Source organism: Oryzomonas japonica (assembly GCF_008802365.1).
GTDB lineage: Bacteria > Desulfobacterota > Desulfuromonadia > Geobacterales > Pseudopelobacteraceae > Oryzomonas > Oryzomonas japonica.
The window spans coordinates 163,032-181,793 of record NZ_VZQZ01000004.1; the positions used below are offsets into that span (position 1 = coordinate 163,032).

Consider the following 18,762-nt stretch of genomic DNA (forward strand, 5'->3'; position numbering starts at 1 on the left):
CAGTATGACAAAGCGCGATTTTCCACCTATCCATCCCGGTGAAATCCTATTGGCGGAGTTTTTGGAGCCCCTGGGGGTCAGTCAGTACCGGTTGGCCAAAGACATCAGCGTGACCCCGTGTCGCATCAATGAAATCGTCCATGGCAGGCGGGCAATAACCGCCGACACCGCGCTCCGCTTGGGACGCTTTTTCAACATGGAGGCGCAATTTTGGCTGAATCTCCAGACGCATTATGACATGGAAGTGGCGTTGGAAGCTTTGGAGGACAGGCTTGATAAAGAGGTGCATTCACTTCCGCTTGCGGCGTAGATGCAAAATCACACATGAATCAACCGCCCCCCGCCGAATGACCAGTTTCCCCACGTTGTTTCCTTGAAGCAGACCATCACATTCTCCGGGTGTACCCTGGCATGTTCCAGGCTTGCCATCAGTTCGGCAAGGAGCTTCTTCTTCACCTTCACGCTGCGCCCCACGGACCAGAGGATTTCGATGAGGACGAAGTCGTCGTTGCGCTCGGTTTTCAGATCGGGATAGCTCGGGTCAAAGAGGAAATCCTCCGCGTCCAGTTCCAGAACCCGCTGGAACCGGTCCGATTCAGGAACGCCCGAGGAAACGAGCGCGGCGTGGACCAGGTCGAGCACCGTTGATTTGAACTCGCTGGATTTGGGTTTGCGGACGGTGAGGGTGACGAGAGGCATGGGGAGCTCCTTTGGGGATTTCAACCGATTTTGGCCATTTACACAATCTTTTTTACAGGCTCCTTTTTTTGCGTTTTTTTCTTGGATTGCAAACTTCAAATGATCTCATCGGCTGTCCCGAAAAGAGCCGTTGCCCCAATCCTGGCAAAACAGGAAGCCCCCAAGCCAATAAACATACTCCTGTTGTAATTCCCATCGCTTGTAAGTAGCCTTCGATTATATGTTTTTTCTCTTCTATAGCATTAGGTGGCTTTTTATTAGCCTGTTTGTATTGATCATATGCTCCATACGTCACCACACTAACCGCCAGTATCCATACGACAATTGCGAATGCCTGTAATTTAGACTTGAAAATCATTATTCATCTCTTTTTTGGCATAACCGGTAATTAGACTACCCATAATCCACAGTATATCATGGACGGTGTTCACTAAATGACCATCCCCGCCTTAGATATGACCATGTTACATTGATTACTCGACAAGCCACTCTGGAACCATATACCGCTTTCTATCGAAAGAGTATATCGCAATTATTAGAGCCGCCACGAACAATTTATCCTGTCTGAGCCATCGACGCACCACCCGCTTTGGCAACCTATCCCCACATACCGGCTTGCACTCCAGTCAATGGTCGTATAACCTTATTTACAAGGAGATCATCCATGACCGGACATATCATCGACCTGCGTAGCGACACCGTGACCCGGCCCGGGCCTGGGATGCGGGCCGCCATGATGGATGCGCAGGTGGGGGACGACGTGTGGGGGGACGACCCCACGGTCAACAGGCTACAAGACGTGGTGGCGGAACGGAGCGGCAAGGAGGCGGCCCTGTTTCTGCCCAGCGGCACCCAGAGCAACCTGGCGGCGTTGATGGCCCATTGTGAACGGGGCGACGAGTATATCGTGGGCCAGGTGGCCCATACCTACAAATACGAGGGGGGCGGCGCGGCGGTGCTCGGCTCCATCGTGCCCCAGCCCATCGAGAACGCGGCCGACGGCACCCTGCCGCTGGACAAGGTGGCGGCGGCCATCAAACATCACGGTCCCGGTATGGGGGTGCACTTTGCCCGCACCCGGCTTCTGGCGTTGGAGGACACCTTCAACGGCCAGGTGCTCCCGGCGGATTATATACGCGAAGCCGCTGCCCTGGCCCGTGACCGTGGCCTTGCTATCCACCTGGACGGGGCGCGGGTCTGCAATGCCGCGGTGGCCCGGCATGAAACCCTGGCCCAGGCGTGCGCGCCCTTCGATTCCGTATCCATCTGCTTTTCCAAGGGGCTGGGGGCGCCGGTGGGATCGGTGCTGGTCGGCTCGCGCGGCTTCATCGAGCGCGCCCACCGCTGGCGCAAGGTACTGGGGGGCGGCATGCGCCAGGCCGGTTTTCTGGCCGCGGCATGCCTGTACGCCCTGGACTATCACTTCGACCGGCTGGCCCAGGACCACGCCAATGCCGAGCATCTGGCCAGGGGGCTCGGGGCCGTCGACCAGGTCACGGTAACGGGGCAGGACACCAACATGGTGTTCGCCCGGTTCCCGGAAGAGGCGTGCGCGCCGTTGCAGGCATACCTGGCCGAGCGAGGGATACTGGTGCAGGTGACCCCCACGACCCGCCTGGTCACCCACCTGGATGTGACGGTAACGGACATGGACGCCCTTGTCCGTGCCGTGAAGCAGTATTTCAGCCGGGGGTGATCGCTCGTCTTGGCTGCTTTCCGGCAGCTGATAGAAAGGATATCGCCATGATAAAGGGGAGTGAAAAACGCCGGGGGGATACCCCCGGCGACCGGCGCAAGCCGACCCAGACCGTATGCGAAGGACCGTTCTGCCCGTGATGGAAACGGACGGACATACCCTGCACACCATCTTCAAGGCCGCCCTGGGGGCGGTGGAGCCGGGTGCGGCCCTAGCCCCGCACCTGGATCGGGTGGGGGAGCGCCTGCGCAACGAGGGGCTCCAACGCCTCGTGGTGGCCGGTTTCGGCAAGGCGGCCATCCCCATGGCCCTGGCCGCCCAGGAACGGTTGGGGGACCTCATCTCCTCCGGGCTGGTGATCGCCCCCCACGGCACTCCTCCCCTTAAAAAAGGGGAACTGGAAACCATGGAGGTCGCCTTCGCCGGCCATCCCCACCCGGACAGCGCCGGGGAGGCGGCGGCCCGGCGCATCATGGCCCAGGCCCACACCTGCGGCGAGCGCGACCTGCTCCTCCTTTTGATCTCCGGCGGCGGCTCGGCCCTGCTGGCGGCCCCGGCCGAGGGGATCACCCTGGAGGAGAAGCGGACCACGGCCCAGCTCCTCATGGCGGCAGGGGCCGATATCTTTGAGTTGAACTGCGTGCGCAAGCACCTCTCCGCCGTCAAGGGGGGGCAGTTGGCCCGCCTGGCCTTCCCGGCCCGGGTCATGGCCCTCATGATCTCGGACGTGCCGGGGGACCGATTGGACGTGATCGCCTCCGGCCCGGCCGTGGCCGACCCGACCACCTTTGGCGATGCCCTGGGGGTGTTGGAACGCTTCGGCCTCACGGCCCGGGTGCCCCCGGCCGTCCGCCTGCGCCTGGAGCAGGGGAACGCCGGGATGGTGGCCGAGACCCCCAAGCCGGGTGACCCACTCTTTGACCGGGTGGAGAGTGTTATCGCGGCGCGCAACCGGGACGCCCTCTCCGCTGCCGCCGGGACCGCCCAGGCCCTGGGGTTGGAGGTGAACATTTCGGAAGAGATCGTGGCCGGTGAGGCGCGGGAGGCGGGCCGGCGACTGGCCCACGAGGCGCTGCGCTGCCGGGCGAACCTGCCGGCGAGGCAGCGGGTCTGCCTGGTGAGCGGCGGCGAGACCACGGTCACGGTGCGGGGAACGGGCAGGGGAGGGCGCAATCAAGAGCTGGCCCTGGCCTTTGCCCTGGAGGTCGCCGGTACGCCGGGCATCACCCTCCTGTCCGCCGGTACGGACGGCATCGACGGGCCGACCGACGCGGCCGGGGCGATCGTGGATGGTGATACCGTCCCCCTGGCCCGGCGGGCGGGTCTGGACCCCGTGGCCAGCCTTGCGGACAACGACGCCTACCCGTTGCTGGATGCCTGCGGCGCACTGCTGAAATGCGGGCCGACCGGGACCAATGTGATGGATCTGCAACTGGTTCTCATCACCGCCGGGAGCGTGACGCCATGAGCCGCCGCGTTTTCGTCATCGGCGACGTGCACGGCTGCGCCCGCACCCTGCGGGAGCTGGTCATCAGGGGGGTCCGCCTTACCCCCAGCGACACCCTCTACCTGCTGGGAGACCTGATCGACCGGGGACCGGACAGCAAGGGGGTGCTGGACTTTATCTTCGAACTGACCGCCGCCGGTTACAACGTGGCCTCGGTGCAGGGGAACCACGAGGAGATGTGCCTGCGCGCCCCCTACGGCCGGCCGGCCATGGATATGTGGACCTCCAACGGCGGCCTGACCACCCTGGCCAGTTTCCTGGCCGACGGTCCGGGGGACATTCCCCACCGCTACCTCCAGTATCTCGGCTCCCTTCCCCCTTATATCCTGCTGGACCACTTCGTCATCGTCCATGCCGGGCTCAACTTCGACCGGGAGCCTCCCTTCGGACCCCTGGACGATACCGAGGCCATGCTCTGGACCCGCTCCGACGTGGTGGAACGGCAGCGCATCGGCGGCAGGCGGCTCATCTGCGGCCATACCATGGTCACACGCCAGCGGCTGGAGGCCTCCCTGAAAAGCGACAAGATCATGCTGGACAACGGCTGCGTCACCGCCCGGTTTCCCGACATGGGATACCTGGCGGCCCTGGAGCTGAACAGCATGCGGGTGGTCTTTCAGGAAAACATCGACCAATAGGACATATCCTGTCGTACTTCTCCACCATACTCCTCCGCACAACGAATGCGGGGCCCCCATGAACAATCGGACTTTCGAACAACGCCTGGAAATACTGGCCGACAGCGCCAAATACGATGTTTCCTGCTCCTCCAGCGGCAGCAACCGCCGGGGCGCGCCCGGCGGGGTGGGGAGCACCGCCGTCGCCGGGATCTGCCACACCTGGACCGCCGACGGCCGCTGCATCTCCCTCCTCAAGATCCTGCTCACCAACGCCTGCATCTACGACTGCGCCTACTGCGTCAACCGCCGCAGCAACGACATCCCCCGGGCCGCCTTCACCCCGGCGGAGGTGGTGCGGCTGACCATGGATTTCTACCGCCGCAACTACATCGAGGGGCTGTTCCTCAGCACCGGCGTCACCCGCTCCGCCGACCACACCATGGAGCAGTTGATCGCGGTGGTGCGCAAGCTGCGGGACGAGGAGCGTTTCAACGGCTATGTCCACCTCAAGATCGTGCCGGGGGCCGACCCGCTGCTGGTGGCCGAGGCGGGTCGCTACGCCGACCGGGTCAGCGTCAATATCGAGCTCCCCACCCGCCAGAGCCTGGCGCTTCTGGCGCCGGACAAGCCGCGGGAGTCGGTGATCGCCCCCATGCGCCAGGTGAGCGGCCTCATCGCCTCGGCCCGCGAAGAGCGCAAGAAATCCCGCACGGCGCCGCAGTTCGCCCCGGCCGGACAGAGCACCCAGTTGATCGTGGGGGCCACCCCCGAGAGCGACCGGGAGATCGTCACCCTGGCGGAGGGGCTCTACCGCCGCCTGGACATGCGGCGGGTCTACTACTCGGCCTTTGTGCCCGGCTCCAGCGACCGTCGCCTGCCGGCGCTCCCCACGCCGCCACTGTTGCGGGAACATCGCCTGTACCAGGCCGACTGGCTGCTGCGTTTCTACGGCTTTGCCGCCCACGAGCTGCTGGACGAGGAACGCCCCAACCTGGACATGCGTTTCGATCCCAAGAGCGACTGGGCCGTGCGCCACCTGGGCCTGTTCCCGGTGGAGGTGAACAGCGTCGAGTACGAGGTGCTGCTCCGGGTGCCGGGCATCGGCGTGCGCTCGGCCCAGCGCATCGTCGCCGCCCGCCGCCATGCCCGGCTGGGGGAGGCGGAGTTGAAGCGGTTGGGTGTAGTGCTCAAGCGGGCGCGCTATTTCCTGACCGCCGGCGGCCGCTACCTGGGGGGAATCCGCCTGGACGGGGCCACCCTGGTGGCGCGGCTTCTGGCGCCGGAGCGGCGTCCGGCCCGATTGGATCAACTGGAACTGTTTCCGGAGACCCCCGACGCCTCGGCCCTGACGGGGGAGTTGTGACCGCGTGCTACCGCTACGACGGGACCCTGGAGGGGTTCCTCTGCGCCCTGGCTCTGTGCCTCGAATCCGGGGGCGGGGAGGCGGAGTTCCTGCGGCCGGGGGCCGAGAGCGGGGCGGGGCTGTTCGCGGGCGTCCCCCGCGATGTGGTCACGGAGCGGGAAACGGCGCTCCGCTTCCGGGAGCGGTTTGTCACAGCGGTATCCCGGGATGCCTTTGCCACCCTGCGCTACGCCTTTCACAGCGAGGCGGCCGGGGTGGAGGAGCTGCTGTGGCGCTATGTGCTTGCGGGGTTGAAACAGGGAAAACGTCTGGAGCGCATGCTGGCCCAGGAGCCGGTCTGCACGGTGAACCGGCTGGCCCGCGCGGTCTCCCACGAGGCCCACAGGTTCACCGGGTTCGTGCGTTTCCGGGAGGTGGCGTGGCCTGTGGGGGATTCGTGGGGTGAGGGAGATGGGGAGAAGGGCACTACGTTCCTCTACGCCCGGATCGAGCCGGCGGTCGATATCCTCGCCTTCATCGCCCCCTTCTTCACGGAGCGGCTCAACGACCGCGACTGGATGATCCACGACCTGCGCCGCTCGCAGGCGGCGGTGTTCAACCGGGAGACGTGGCGGTTGGTCAGGGAGGTGGAATTGACCAGCCCGCCCGGCTACACCGCCGACGAGGAGGTGTGCAGCCGCCTCTGGCGCAGCTACTTCCAGCGCATGGCCATACCGGAGCGCCACAACCCCCGGCTCCAGCAGCAACTCGTGCCGTTGCGTTTCCGCGCCCACCTGGTTGAGTTCGGCGGGGAGGAGTCCTGAAGCCGTGACGCCTTCACGGCTCCTCTCGCCCGGCATGCCTCTGACGTCCGTGTCTCCACCAGAATAGTTCCAATAATGGCCGTTGACACATCATATAGTGCTGTGATATTGATGATGCGCTAAATATAGCCGATAAAGACAAAAAACGAATACCGGATCACGGTGCCCGCAAGGGCTTGATAGGGAAGAGGGGTGCAGCTCGAAGAGCCATTCCCCCGCGGACCCGCCGCTGTAAGCGATGACGAAGGGTATTATACGTCACTGGTCGAAAGATCGGGAAGGCGCCCGGAGGATGAATCGCGAGCCAGAAGACCTGCCCTGATCTCAGCACTCGAAAATTCCCCGTGGTAAGGGAAGAGTGAATCCATTACCAGACTTTGAATACGAAAAGTCCGCTTGATGCTTCGGCACATGCGGACTTTTTTTATGCCGTAACCCGTCGCGCCAAGCGCGAAACAGCCACGGGGAGCAATCCCGGGAAGGCGGGCGAGTAGGTGGCCCTGAGCCGGAAGACCGCTCCATTCGCACCTTCGAGAGAGGAATGTCATGAAGAAGAACGTTGTAAACCTGTTGTGCGTACTGTTGCTGGCTACCCCGGCCTTTGCCGAACCGCCCGATGCCGTCCTGCCGGAGATCGTGGCAACCGCTTCCCGCTGGGAAGAGTCCGTGGAGCGCGTCCCGCAGGATATGGCCGTCATTACCCGGGCCGATCTGGAGAAACGGGGCGTCCCTTTTGTCGTTGACCTCTTGAGGCTCCAGCCGGATGTGCAGGTCGTGCAAAACGGCGGCCCCGGTACGAACGCCACCCTGCTCATGCGTGGCGGCGGCAGCAATCAGGTGCTGGTGCTGGTCGACGGCATCAAGTTCAACAGCCCCTCCACCGGTTCCGCGGACCTGTCCACGTTGCTGACCACCGATATCGAGCGCATCGAGATCATCAAAGGCCCCCAGAGCACCCTCTACGGCTCGGAGGCCATGGCCGGCGTGGTCAACATCATCACCAAAAAAGGGGAAGGCAAACCGAAGGCCGACCTGAGCGTCGAGGGGGGCTCGTTTTCCACCGTCAGGACGGCAGGGTCGGTTTCCGGTGGCACGGACAGGACGAGTTACCGGCTGTCCGCCACCTACTTCGATACCGACGGCATCCCCACAGCCAAAAACGGCTCAATGCCGAACGGCACCACGAACAAGTCGGTATCGGCCCGGCTCGGCGCCAACCCGGCCGACAACGCCTCCATCGAACTCAACCTGCGCTACGGGGCGGACAAGACGCAGCTCGACAATTACGCCTTCGGAACCGGGCCGGTGGACACTCGGAACTACATCCAAAAGCACGAGAACTATCTCGTGGCCGCCACCGGGAAAATCTTTCCCTGGGAGAAGTACGAACAGAGCCTGACCCTCTCATATCTCCGCGATAACCTGAACACCACGGACCCTGTCACCGCCTACAATAATTACCGGATCAACGCGACCACCGAACTCCTGGACTGGCAACACACGCTTGATCTGCACCCGTTGACCATAACCGGGGGATTTGCCTACCGCTACGAATCGGCCAACAATGAGGGGGCGTTCGACGAGTCGATTGACAACAGGGCCGGTTATCTCAACGCCAAACTCGGCCTGATCGACGATGCCCTGATTCTCAACGCCGGGTTGCGCTATGACGACCATTCGGCCTTTGGCGATGCCGTGACCTACCGGACCGGCGTGCTCTATAACCTCAAGCCGCTGGCGATGAGATTCAAGGCAAATCTCGGCAGCGGATTTCGGGCGCCATCGCTGAATGAGCTTTACTATCCGAACTACGGCAACCGCGATCTGAAACCGGAAAGAAGCATCGGCTACGACGTCGGTGTCGAAAAGGACCTGCTCGGCAAGAAGCTGGTGATCGGCGCGACCTGGTTCTGGCAGCGTTACCATGACCTCATCCAGTCGGACCCGACTACCTTCACTGCCGTCAATATCGGAAACGCTCTGACCGAGGGGGTGGAGGTCACGGCAACCGCCCTTCCTCTCGCCGATCTGAAATTGAATGCCGGTTACACCTACCTTAACGCGGTCGACAAGGACACCGGTGCCTCTCTTACGCTCCGCCCACGGAACAAATTCACGTCATCCGTTGAATATACCCTGGCCAAACTGACGGTGATCGGTGAATACCGGTATGTTGCCAAACGGTACGATGCGACGCTGAACCGTGACCTGTCCCCCTATGCCCTTGTCAATCTGAAGGGCTCGTATCTCCTGCACAAAAACCTTTCGCTCTTTGCACGAATCGACAATCTTTTGGACAAGTCGTACGAGGAGGCCGGCGGCTATGGCACTCCCGGAATCTCCGCCTTTGGCGGCGTCAAGGTTGCGTTTTAATGGCGCGGAAGCTGTGCGGCGTAACGCGGTGGGCTCTCTGCCTGCTCGTCCTCTGCGGATGGCATCGGGCCGCGTATTGCACTCCTCGGCCCCCGCAGCGGATCGTCTCCCTCGCCCCGGCCATGACCGAGATCATGTTCTCCCTTGGGGTGGGGGAACGGATCGTGGGGGTGACCACGGTGTGCGACCGGCCCGACGCGGCCCGGAGCAAGGCGAAGGTCGGCGGCATGGCGAACCCGTCCATCGAGGCGATCGCCGCCCTGAAGCCGGATCTGGTGGTCATGACCAGCGACGGGAACCCGAAGGCCGTGGCCGAACGGCTGGCCCGGCTCGGTATCCGAACCTATGTCTTCACGTCCCGGCGCCTGACCGAACTGCCCGGCGGCATCCGGGAGATGGGCCGGGCTTTGGGGGCCTCTCCCGCCGCCAACCGCCTTGCGGGACAACTGGAGACGGCAATCCGGGACGTCGCGGCGTCGCACTGGGGGAAGCCGCCGCAAACAGGCGCAGGCGGGGGGGGCAGAAAGGCGATCTTCGTCATCTGGCCCAGTCCCCTGATCGTGGCCGGGCCCGGTACGATCCTGGACGATGCCATGCGGATGAGCGGTTTGCACAATATCGCCGCCGACGCCAAGGCCGCCTATCCCCGCTTCTCCCTGGAGGCGGTCATCGAACGGAGGCCCGATGTGATCCTGATCGGTAAGGGGCACGACGACATGCGGGCGCTTTCCAAGGGATTCCTGAAGAGTATCGGCATGCTCGAAGCGGTGCAGAAGGGGCGGGTCTGCTTCATGGACGACGCCCTGTATCGCCCCGGCCCGAGGATACCCACGGGTCTGGCGGAGTTGGACCGTTGCGGGAGGATGCCGTGAAGCGCGCCCGTGGCACCGCTCTCGTGGCAACGGCACTGTGCGTTGCCTCGTTGTGCGTCATCATTATCTCGATAGCCAGCGGCCCGCGACTGTTGAACCCCTTCACCATGGACCGGGAAACCTGCCGGACACTCCTCGCCATCAGGCTCCCCCGGACCGCCGCCGCCCTGCTCATGGGGGGCGCCCTCGGGGCGTCGGGCGCCATTCTCCAGGGGATCTTCCGCAACCCCCTGGCTGACCCGTACATCCTGGGCATTTCCAGCGGCGCATCCTTGGCCGCCTCGTTCGGGCTCATGTTCGGCCTCTCCCTGTTCGCGCTCAGCGTTCCCCTGCTGGCGTTTCTGGGGGCCATCGCAACGGGCGTCGCCGTCGTCATCCTGGGGCGCGGCTGGAAAGGGTTGCAGCCCGACCGGCTCCTTTTGGCCGGTGTGGGCGTCGGGTTCTTCCTCTCCGCCCTGCTCATGCTGGTCATGACTATTTCCGTGGACGATGGCCTCAGGCGGGCCATCCTCTGGATGTCCGGCGATCTCTCCCTGGTGGATTGGGGGCTGCTCCCCGTGGGGTTTCTCTTCATCCTTGCCGGGTTGGGTCTTGCCGTGGCACGGCGCAAGGGGCTGAACGCCCTGACCCTGGGGGACGACATCGCCTACAGCCTGGGCTTCAACCCGGCGCGGGAGCGGCTCGCTCTCTTCATTGCCGCGTCGCTCATGACCGCCGCGTCGGTCGCCCTGGGGGGCGTTGTCGGCTTCATCGGGCTCGTGGTCCCCCATGTAGTCCGCCGCCATGTGGGCTCGGACGCCGCCGTGGTGCTGCCGCTCTCGGTGGTTGCCGGGGGGACCCTGCTCTGCGTCGCCGACGCCGTCGGCAGGACCGTCGCCGCGCCGCTGGAACTTCCCGCCGGGGTGATCGCCGCGCTTATCGGCTCCCCCTATTTCATCTTTCTCCTGGGGCGGAGGAGGATCTGCTGATGCCGGAGGATGCCGCCATGACCACGCTCGAATTCGCCAACGTCTCGTTCTCCTACAACCCGCACGGATTTATGGAGCAGCTCTCCTTTGCCGTGGCCGGTGGGGAACTGGTCGGTCTCATGGGGCCTAACGGCGCGGGGAAGTCGACGATCCTCAAGCTTGCGGCGGGGCTTCTCTCCCCGCAACAGGGGGAGGTGCTGGTGGGCAAACGGGCGATCCGCTCCTATGGCGGGAACGAGCGGGCGCAGCTCGTGGCCTACCTCCCGCAGACACTGGATACCCAGGTCCCGTTCCGTGTGGCCGAACTCGTGGGGATGGGGGCGTACCCCCGTAGCGGGGAGGCGGCGCTCACCGTGGGGGAAGCGCTCCACCTCACGGGGCTGGGGGGCAAGGCGACGGCGTTCCTTACCGAACTGAGCGGCGGGGAGCAACGGCGGGCCTATATCGCCATGACCCTGGTCCAGGGGGCGCGGGTGCTGCTCCTGGACGAGCCGTTGGCGAGCCTGGACATCAGGTACCAGTTCGACCTGTATCGGCTTCTGAAGGACATTGCCCGGGATAAAGGCGTGTCCGTATGCCTGTCGCTGCACGATATCGGCATGGGGGCCCTGCTGGACCGGCTCCTCCTGCTCAAGCGCGGGCGGGTGGTCGCCGAGGGCGATCCGGGCAGCGTCCTCACGGATGAGATGGTGCGGGACGCCTTCGACCTGGACGATGCCGCCGACAGCTACACGGCGGCGCATCGCGCCGTGGGCCTGGCCCTTGAGCGGCAACCCCGGTGAGGACGAGATGACGGCCAAAGGGCTCGGCACCTGCCTGATCGGGTCGCTCCTCCTCCACCTCGCCCTGGGTATCTTGGCGACGCGCAGGCCGCCCGGGACGCCTGCCGCGGTGCGTGCCGTCGAGGTCTTTGCCGTCGAGCCGTCGGACTCACGGTTGCCGAGGACGGGGGCCTCGAAGCCCGCGCATAGCGGTAACGCTCCGCAACGGCCCGGCCCGGAAACGGACCGGGAGCAACCGCGGCCCCCGGTCGTCAAGCCTGCTGCCTTCCATGACGACCGGAGTGCAGGGGCAAAAGTCCCTATGGCGGCCGCCCCTCCGGTGCCGCCGGCTCCCCGCGCCGTATCCGTCGGCATACCAGTTGGCATACCGGCCGGCCCGCTGCCCGCCCGTCCCCCCGGGGAAAAACCGGGAGGCGCGCCGCCCGGGCCGACCGGGCAGGAGCCGGCAGCGGGGCGGGTCATGGCGTTGGGGGATGTGGGGGCGCCGCGCTTCATCCATCGGGAAGCGCCGCTCTACCCGCTCATTGCCCGTAGGCTGGGGAAAGAGGGGCGGGTCGTCGTGCGGCTGTCGCTGGATGCCCAGGGAAGGGTACAGGGGATCGAGACCGTCGAGGCAAACGGTTTCGGTTTTGCCGAAGCGGCGAGCGCCGCCATCAGGAAATCGTCCTTTGCGCCGGCGGTGAAAAACGGCAGAGGCGTATCGTCCCAGGTCCTGGTGCCGGTGCGGTTTGTTCTGCACGAAGGTGAGTGAAGCCCGCAGCGACCTCAGAACGTGGCGTGTCGGGGGACGGTTTCGGTCAGCGCCTGAACTGGAGCAGGAACAACGCCTCGCGGTAGGCCGGCAGGAGGGCGCGGCAGGCGGGGGAGAGGGCGTCCCACGGTTTGGGGTTGCGCAGGCCCCGCAGCAGGGCGCGTTCCGTGCGGGTCAGCACCGGGGTGGCGCCCCCCAGGCGCGGGGCGATATGCACCGCACCCAGGCTAAACGGGGCGACGGCCCGGGAGAGGCAGGGGTTGAGCATGACGAGGGAGCCGCGGTCCACGGGGCAGGGGCCGGAAACGTTGCGGCCCGCGTAGAGGATGAAGTTGCCGGGGGAGCGCCGGGAGGCCTCCAGGGCCGTGAGCCGTCCCGCCTCCAGCCCCACATCCTCCAGGGCGTCGTGGTGGGCGAACAGGAGCGGCTCCAGGCCGCTTTGGCGGACCAGGTCCAGCAGCCCGCCGACCCGGAAGGTATGGACCCGGGGGTGGAGCAGGGCATCGGCCAGCCCGTTGTCGAAGGCGGCCTCGTCGGACGCCTCCACGAACCGGCGCAGGCGCGACCCCGGTTTGGCCCGGGTGATGAGCCGCCGCGCCGCGGCCGGGTCGGTAATCCCCAACAGGCGGAAGGCGCGGCGGATGGACTCCTCTTCCCGGCGGGCGTAGCGGCTGTAGACCATCAGCCGCAGCACCCCTCCCGGTGCGAGGCGTCCCGCCAGGGCTTTGAGCCCGGCCAAGGGGTCGTCCAGGTGGTGGAGCACGCCGTAGGCGTCGATCAGGCCGAAGGGGCCGCCGGTCAGGGGGGCGTCCAGCAGGTCGCCCCGGCAGAAGGTGACGTTGGTGCGGCCGTGGAGCAGGCAGTGCAGCCGGGCGCGGCGGAGGCTGCGCTCCGACAGGTCGAGGGCGGTGATGGCGGCATGGGGGTTGGCCAGGCTAAAGGGGTAGGGGGAAAAGCTGCCGCATCCTGCGATCAGGATGCGCTGGGCCTCGGGGGGCGGCAGGGCGCCGTTGAAGCGGGCCCATACGGCGGTCAGGTTAAGGGCGTAGGTATCGCAGCGGCGCACCGAGGCCAGCAGGGGGTAGTGGGGATAGGGGTAGAGCTCGTAATGGGTGCGTACGTCGTCGGCCATGCCCCACTGTAGCAAGTCTCGCGGTTCCTGACAAGCGCGTGCTGCCCGGGGTGGCGAGTCAGGACGGCACGGGGGTCACCCTCGGAGGCTCGCTTCCTCCTGCTCCACCAGGGCGACGAGTTCCTCGTACATGGCGATCATCACGCCCGATTCGAGCCATTTGCGGGCGATGTGCCGCATCAGGGCGAAGCCGTGGACGATGGTGCCGGCAAAGATGCAGATGCCGCACAGGCGGGTGGCCTCGTCCTGCATCAGCCAGCAGCTGACCACCGCAACCACCAGCATGGTGGATAAAAAGGCCATCTCGATGCCGCGGAACGGATTCTCGAACACCTTGGTCACGTCTATGTAATAGCGGGTCAGCCCGGTCACGTGGCGCATGAATTCGCCGATCTCGCTGCCGGTGCATTTGAGATGGGCGTAGCTGAGAAAGCGCGAACTGGCGTGCTCCCGTCCTGCCGTCATGCGTTCACTGACATATCGGTCAATGGCTTCGTCGATAAGATTGGTATTCATGGTAATGCTCCCTGGTGCAACGGTGTTGAACATGACTCCTGTCGCTTGCCTATCATTTTGAATCAAAGTCGCCATGATATACAAGGATAATTAACGGATATACATAATGCGTGCCGGGATGGGGCAAATTGTTAAACCTAATGATGCCGAACGGTTGCGATGATGTTATGCGGTGTGAGGGGTGGGGGACGAGGTAAAAATGATGCAGGGGTGCATCATTCTGGCGGGGGTTGCCTTTTTTCTCGGCACCAGGTTCAACGTCTGCGTCTTGTGGCGGGATAGAAGTAAAAAGCCCCTCCGGTGAGGGAGGGGCTGGTGTGACGGGCTCTGTTGAGCGGCTGCTATTTGCCGATGGTGGCGTTCTCGATGATCACGCTGTAGCGATAGCCGTACCCGAAGTCCCGGTCCTTGGCCAGGGTTCCCTTGACCGTAATCACGTCGCCCACCTGGGCCGTTGCCGTGGTGGTGCAGACCAGATTATGGGTCCCCTTGGCCTGGGAGCCGCTGCCGTCCTGGATATGTATCCAGTTCTTCTTCATGATCTTGGGGGTGACCTTGACCACCTTGCCCCTGATGGAGACCTGCTTCTTGTTGAGCTTGGCGCTGTTGCGGTACGCCTCGGCAATGGTATAGGCATTGGGGCCGTTTGCCTTTTTGACCGAGATCTTCACCTCCTTGGCCTTTACGGCAACCTTGCTGCCGAGGGGGGCCGTCTGCGCCTTTGGCTGAACCGCCGGTGCCGCCGGCACTTTTGCCGGCGCCGCCGGTGCGGCGGCTTTCGCCTGGGGGATGACGCCGTTGGAGAAGATGATGGAAGCAAAGGTGCGTTTGAGGGTCTTGCTCTCGAAGTCCTTCATGACAAGGCCTTCCTTGAAGCTCATGCGGTCGCCCACATTCACCCTGGTTTCCGCCACGGCCAGCCAGACCTTCTCGCCGTTGTTCTTCTGGAGGTAGATATAGCTGTAGCCGCCGCTGTTCATGGCCTGCAGCACCTTGCCCGAGATTTGAGCCGATTGCTGGTGGGTCGTGGATTGGGCGGGATAGTCGATCTTCGGGTGGCCGGCTGGCACGTTGGGGGTGGAAGTTGCGGCCAGGGCGGCGGAGGCGGCGCAGTAAAAAACGATGAGCGCAAGAGACAGAAAATAATTCTTTTTCATGTGGTCCTCATTTTTGAATTTACCAACTCGAATTTTTTGATACTATCACGAAAGCATGATAACTGGCAGTTCAAAAATAGAGGGGACAGAATACTATGCAACGCAAAGCGGTCGTTCTTTATAGCAGCGGTCTTGATTCAACCACCTGTCTGGCCATGGCCCAGGCCGAGGGTTTCACCCCGTACGCCATCAGTTTTTCCTACGGTCAGCGGCATAGCCACGAATTGGAGGTGGCCAAGGCCAATGCGGTGCGCCTGGGGGCGGCCGAACATCTGGTGGTGGATTTCGATCTGCGCCTGATGGGGGGGAGCGCCCTGACGGCGGATATCGCCGTGCCCAAGGCGGGGGTGGGGGACGAGATCCCGGTCACCTACGTGCCGGCCCGCAACACCATCTTTCTCTCCTTTGCCCTGGGATGGGCCGAGGTGCTGGGGGCCTTCGACATCTACATCGGTGTCAACGCCCTGGATTATTCCGGCTACCCGGACTGCCGCCCCGCCTATATCGAGGCCTACGAGACCATGGCCAACCTGGCCACCAAGGCGGGCGTGGAGGGAACGGGGCATTTTCGCATCCATACGCCGCTCATCGACCTGACCAAGGCCCAGATCATCAAAAAGGGGATGGAGTTGGGGGTGGATTACGGCCTGACCCATTCCTGCTACGATCCGACGCCGGAAGGGCTCTCCTGCGGGGAGTGCGATTCCTGCAGGCTGCGCTTGAAGGGGTTTGCCGAGGCGGGGCTGAAGGACCCGCTCGGGTATGTGAACCGGTAGGATTTGCCCGCCACGGCGCGGCGACTCAAAAGGCGCATCCCATCGCGGGGTGCGCCTTTTGTGTTGTGCGGGACAGTGAACCTGCGGACTACTTCGTGGTGGTGAAGCGGTCGTGGAAAAAGCCCTTGATGGAGTGTCCCGTATCCCTGAACCACTCACCCATGGAACGGCCGGTCTTCCTGGCGGCCTGGCCCGATTCCCTGCCGCCTTCCTTGAAGGCCCGTCCGGTGTCCGTGCCGAGCTTCTTGAAGCCCTGACCGACCTCCTTGCCCCCTTCCTTGAAGGCGTGGCCCACCTCTTTGCCCCCCTCTTTCATGGCCTTTCCCGTGTCCTTGCCCATTTTCTTCAACCCTTGGCCGACCTCCCTGCCCTTCTCACGGATGGGGGTGTTCGCGCGGCAGGGAACGGCAGGCAGCGCTATGAGCAGTATGGCGACAATCCATCTTCCTCTCATGGGCGTCTCCTCTTCACTCAAATTCTATCAGGGATGGGGGGAGAGGTCAAAACATCATCGCGGGTCAGGACGGTACCGTTAGAAACAGGGCTGGTCGGTGCTACACAGGTTCGTTTCGCCGCCGGGGGAAGGGGGGAGGTAGACGGCAATCCGGTTTTTCCCGTCGTTTTTGGAGCGGTAGAGGGCTTTGTCGGCGCGGTCCACCAACTCGGCCGCCTCGGTGAGCCCAGGGGCCAGGGACGCTACGCCGATGCTTACGGTTGTGTGGATCTCCTCCTGGCCGTCTTCGCCGGTCACCGCGCTCTTTTCCACCAGTGAGCAAACCCGTTTCGCCAGTTCCAGGGCCGTGGCACCGTTGGTGTGGGTTGCAATGATACAGATCTCATCCCCGCCATAGCGGGTGATGATGTCCGTATCCCTGACGGATGCGACCAGCAGGCGCCCCAGGTGCTTCAGGACCATATCGCCGGCCAGGTGGCCACTGGTGTCATTGATCTGCTTGAAATTGTCGATGTCGATGAGAAGAAGCGAGAGCGGCAGCTTGTACCGTCGCGCCCGGTCGAACTCCTCTTTCAGCCGCTGTTCGAAATAGCGGCGGTTATGGACGCCCATGGTCGCATCGGTGATATTCTCCTGCTCCAGCAGGGTGATACGGCGGATGCCCCGGGCCGTTTGATGGGAAAGGTAGTTGACGAGCAGGACAAAGCATGCGCCCAGGAAGAAGACGACCGAGACGATGAGGTCGGAAAACCGGCAGGTGCCGCGCCACAGCTCAAAGGCGTAAAAAAGATACCCTGCAATGAAGAAGATGATCAGGCTGGTCAGGGTATACCAGTTGTGTCGGATCTTGCTGCTGGATGGCAACCCCCGGATGAGCCCCTGAACCGGTACCAGGGAAAGGGTCAGGATGCAGGCCCCCAGGATGATTGGGGAAATAACGAGGATTTTGATCGAAATACACGGCATGGCGGTCCCTGTTGGGCATGGAGCATTGGGAAAATATTTCGCGACACTAAAACCGTGTAGAGTGTGACTGAATATCGCTTACACCACTCCACCCATAAAATCAACAAAAATGGTACGTGACATGGCAAACTCCATATGGCCTAACATGATGATATAACTCGATAAATTGCTGTTTCTGTTGGGTGGAGCGAGGGGGGGGGATGATAAGATGGTCCGGCGGTATGTGCCGGCTGCCGGGGGAAGCGATCATGGGTGAGGGGCGACGGCCCGGCTGGCCTCAAGGGTGCGCCGGGCCGCCTCCGTACCCGTTAGCCCTGGGCCGCCTGGACGGCGGTGATGGCGGCGACGTTGACGATATCGTCCACGGAGCAGCCGCGGGACAGGTCGTTGACCGGCTTGGCCAGCCCCTGGATGATCGGGCCGACCGCCTCGGCGCCGGCCACCCGTTCCACCAGCTTGTAGGCGATATTGCCGGCGTCCAGGTCCGGGAAGACCAGCACGTTGGCTTTGCCGGCCACGGCGCTGCCGGGGGCCTTTTTCTCGCCCACCTTGGGGAGCAGGGCGGCGTCGGCCTGGAGCTCGCCGTCGATCTGCATATCCGGCTTGAGTTGCCGGGCGATTTCCAGGGCTTTGGTCACCTTGTCGCAGTCGGGATGGGTGGCGCTCCCCTTGGTGGAGAAGGAGAGCAGGGCCACCCGGGCGTCCACGTCCAGGAAGGCCTTGCAGTTGCCGGCCGTGGCCACGGCGATCTCGGCCAGGGCCTGGGCGTCCGGGTTGGGGTTGACGGCGCAGTCGGCGAACAGGATGATGCCGTTCTCACCGAAGTTCTCGTTCTTGGTGATCATGAGGAAGAAGGAGGAGACGGTCTTGATCCCCTTGGCCGGGCCGACGGTCTGGAAGGCCGCCTTGAGCACGTTGCCGGTGGTGCCGGTGGCTCCGGCCACTTCCCCCCCGGCGTCGCCGTTACGCACCATCATGCCGGCGTAGTACAGGTTGTCCGGCGCGGTCAGGAGGGCGCGGGCCTCCTCGGGGGTCATGCCCTTGGCCTTGCGCAGTTCGACGAAATCGGCCACGTACTGTTCCAGCTTGGGGGATGTGGCCGGGTTGAGCAGCTCTACCCCGGTCAGGTCGACCCCTTTTGCCGCGGCATCGGCCAGGATCCTGGCCGGGTCCCCCAGGATGACGATCCGCGCCAGCCCCTCCCTGGTCACCTTCTCGGCGGCGAACAGCATCCGCTCGTCGTAGCTCTCCGGCAGCACCACGGTCTGTTGGTTCTTCCGGGCCTTATCCTTGATCTGGTCGACAAGATGCATGAGAATAACCTCCT

Annotated in this window: 20 protein-coding genes and 1 riboswitch; of the genes, 12 read left to right on the forward strand and 8 right to left on the reverse strand. The window is 63.8% G+C overall.

What is annotated here, in order from left to right:
- The first annotated feature begins 4 nt into the window (after nt 1-4).
- A complete protein-coding gene (locus tag F6V25_RS08280; RefSeq protein ID WP_151128144.1) occupies nt 5-310 on the forward strand; it encodes a HigA family addiction module antitoxin in 306 nt (101 codons plus the stop codon).
- An 8-nt stretch (nt 311-318) separates the two neighbouring features.
- Here F6V25_RS08280 and F6V25_RS08285 read toward each other — a convergent pair whose 3' ends face one another.
- Together F6V25_RS08285 and F6V25_RS08290 are read right to left on the reverse strand one after the other, a co-directional pair.
- Nucleotides 319-699, reverse strand: coding sequence for a tautomerase family protein (locus F6V25_RS08285; protein WP_151128145.1), 381 nt, complete (start codon nt 697-699; stop codon nt 319-321).
- 52 nt (nt 700-751) lie between these two features.
- Entirely contained in the window at nt 752-1,057 is a 306-nt protein-coding gene (locus F6V25_RS08290) for a hypothetical protein (protein ID WP_151128146.1), read from the reverse strand.
- Nucleotides 1,058-1,363: 306 nt separating this feature from the next.
- On the opposite strand from F6V25_RS08290, the gene ltaE reads away from it, so the two are divergent.
- The 10 genes from ltaE to F6V25_RS08340 all read left to right on the forward strand — a co-directional run bounded on the left by ltaE (nt 1,364) and on the right by F6V25_RS08340 (nt 12,434).
- The gene (ltaE, locus tag F6V25_RS08295) at nt 1,364-2,395 is read left to right on the forward strand and encodes a low-specificity L-threonine aldolase (protein WP_218043535.1); all 1,032 of its coding nucleotides are present in this window, start codon (nt 1,364-1,366) and stop codon (nt 2,393-2,395) included.
- A gap of 139 nt (nt 2,396-2,534) precedes the next feature.
- Entirely contained in the window at nt 2,535-3,863 is a 1,329-nt protein-coding gene (locus tag F6V25_RS08300) for a glycerate kinase type-2 family protein (protein WP_151128147.1), read from the forward strand.
- A complete protein-coding gene (locus F6V25_RS08305; protein ID WP_151128148.1) occupies nt 3,860-4,540 on the forward strand; it encodes a metallophosphoesterase family protein in 681 nt (226 codons plus the stop codon). The genes F6V25_RS08300 and F6V25_RS08305 overlap by 4 nt, the downstream gene beginning before the upstream one ends.
- 58 nt (nt 4,541-4,598) lie before the next feature.
- On the forward strand, nt 4,599-5,885 hold the full coding sequence (locus F6V25_RS08310; protein ID WP_151128149.1) for a putative DNA modification/repair radical SAM protein: 1,287 nt from the start codon (nt 4,599-4,601) through the stop codon (nt 5,883-5,885).
- The gene (locus F6V25_RS08315; RefSeq protein ID WP_191966133.1) at nt 5,882-6,688 is read left to right on the forward strand and encodes a TIGR03915 family putative DNA repair protein; all 807 of its coding nucleotides are present in this window, start codon (nt 5,882-5,884) and stop codon (nt 6,686-6,688) included. Before F6V25_RS08310 ends, F6V25_RS08315 begins: the two co-directional genes overlap by 4 nt.
- Nucleotides 6,689-6,831: 143 nt before the next feature.
- Nucleotides 6,832-7,023: riboswitch (cobalamin riboswitch) on the forward strand.
- 211 nt (nt 7,024-7,234) lie between these two features.
- Nucleotides 7,235-9,061, forward strand: coding sequence for a TonB-dependent receptor plug domain-containing protein (locus tag F6V25_RS08320; RefSeq protein ID WP_151128150.1), 1,827 nt, complete (start codon nt 7,235-7,237; stop codon nt 9,059-9,061).
- A complete protein-coding gene (locus F6V25_RS08325; protein WP_151128151.1) occupies nt 9,061-9,933 on the forward strand; it encodes an ABC transporter substrate-binding protein in 873 nt (290 codons plus the stop codon). Before F6V25_RS08320 ends, F6V25_RS08325 begins: the two co-directional genes overlap by 1 nt.
- Complete coding sequence (locus tag F6V25_RS08330) at nt 9,930-10,901, forward strand: FecCD family ABC transporter permease (RefSeq protein ID WP_191966134.1); 972 nt, start codon at nt 9,930-9,932, stop codon at nt 10,899-10,901. The genes F6V25_RS08325 and F6V25_RS08330 overlap by 4 nt, the downstream gene beginning before the upstream one ends.
- Nucleotides 10,901-11,683, forward strand: coding sequence for an ABC transporter ATP-binding protein (locus tag F6V25_RS08335; RefSeq protein ID WP_151128153.1), 783 nt, complete (start codon nt 10,901-10,903; stop codon nt 11,681-11,683). Before F6V25_RS08330 ends, F6V25_RS08335 begins: the two co-directional genes overlap by 1 nt.
- On the forward strand, nt 11,664-12,434 hold the full coding sequence (locus F6V25_RS08340) for an energy transducer TonB (RefSeq protein ID WP_191966135.1): 771 nt from the start codon (nt 11,664-11,666) through the stop codon (nt 12,432-12,434). The genes F6V25_RS08335 and F6V25_RS08340 overlap by 20 nt, the downstream gene beginning before the upstream one ends.
- 46 nt (nt 12,435-12,480) lie before the next feature.
- Here F6V25_RS08340 and F6V25_RS08345 read toward each other — a convergent pair whose 3' ends face one another.
- From F6V25_RS08345 to F6V25_RS08355, 3 genes are all read right to left on the reverse strand, one after another.
- Complete coding sequence (locus tag F6V25_RS08345; protein WP_246167001.1) at nt 12,481-13,581, reverse strand: class I SAM-dependent methyltransferase; 1,101 nt, start codon at nt 13,579-13,581, stop codon at nt 12,481-12,483.
- 60 nt (nt 13,582-13,641) lie between these two features.
- Complete coding sequence (locus F6V25_RS08350) at nt 13,642-14,082, reverse strand: GSU0071 family protein (RefSeq protein WP_151128155.1); 441 nt, start codon at nt 14,080-14,082, stop codon at nt 13,642-13,644.
- A gap of 341 nt (nt 14,083-14,423) precedes the next feature.
- Nucleotides 14,424-15,239: an OB-fold nucleic acid binding domain-containing protein gene (locus F6V25_RS08355; protein ID WP_151128156.1), complete on the reverse strand. Its 816-nt coding sequence runs from the start codon at nt 15,237-15,239 to the stop codon at nt 14,424-14,426.
- A gap of 95 nt (nt 15,240-15,334) precedes the next feature.
- On the opposite strand from F6V25_RS08355, the gene queC reads away from it, so the two are divergent.
- Nucleotides 15,335-16,015, forward strand: a complete 681-nt coding sequence (queC, locus tag F6V25_RS08360) for a 7-cyano-7-deazaguanine synthase QueC (protein ID WP_151128157.1) — start codon at nt 15,335-15,337, stop codon at nt 16,013-16,015.
- Between the two features lie 88 nt (nt 16,016-16,103).
- Here the strand turns inward: queC and F6V25_RS08365 are convergent, their stop codons facing one another.
- The 3 genes from F6V25_RS08365 to pta form a co-directional block, all read right to left on the reverse strand.
- Nucleotides 16,104-16,469: a hypothetical protein gene (locus F6V25_RS08365; protein WP_151128158.1), complete on the reverse strand. Its 366-nt coding sequence runs from the start codon at nt 16,467-16,469 to the stop codon at nt 16,104-16,106.
- 78 nt (nt 16,470-16,547) lie between these two features.
- The gene (locus tag F6V25_RS08370) at nt 16,548-17,435 is read right to left on the reverse strand and encodes a GGDEF domain-containing protein (RefSeq protein WP_151128159.1); all 888 of its coding nucleotides are present in this window, start codon (nt 17,433-17,435) and stop codon (nt 16,548-16,550) included.
- Between the two features lie 308 nt (nt 17,436-17,743).
- Complete coding sequence (gene pta / locus F6V25_RS08375; protein ID WP_151128160.1) at nt 17,744-18,748, reverse strand: phosphate acetyltransferase; 1,005 nt, start codon at nt 18,746-18,748, stop codon at nt 17,744-17,746.
- Nucleotides 18,749-18,762: the final 14 nt, after the last annotated feature.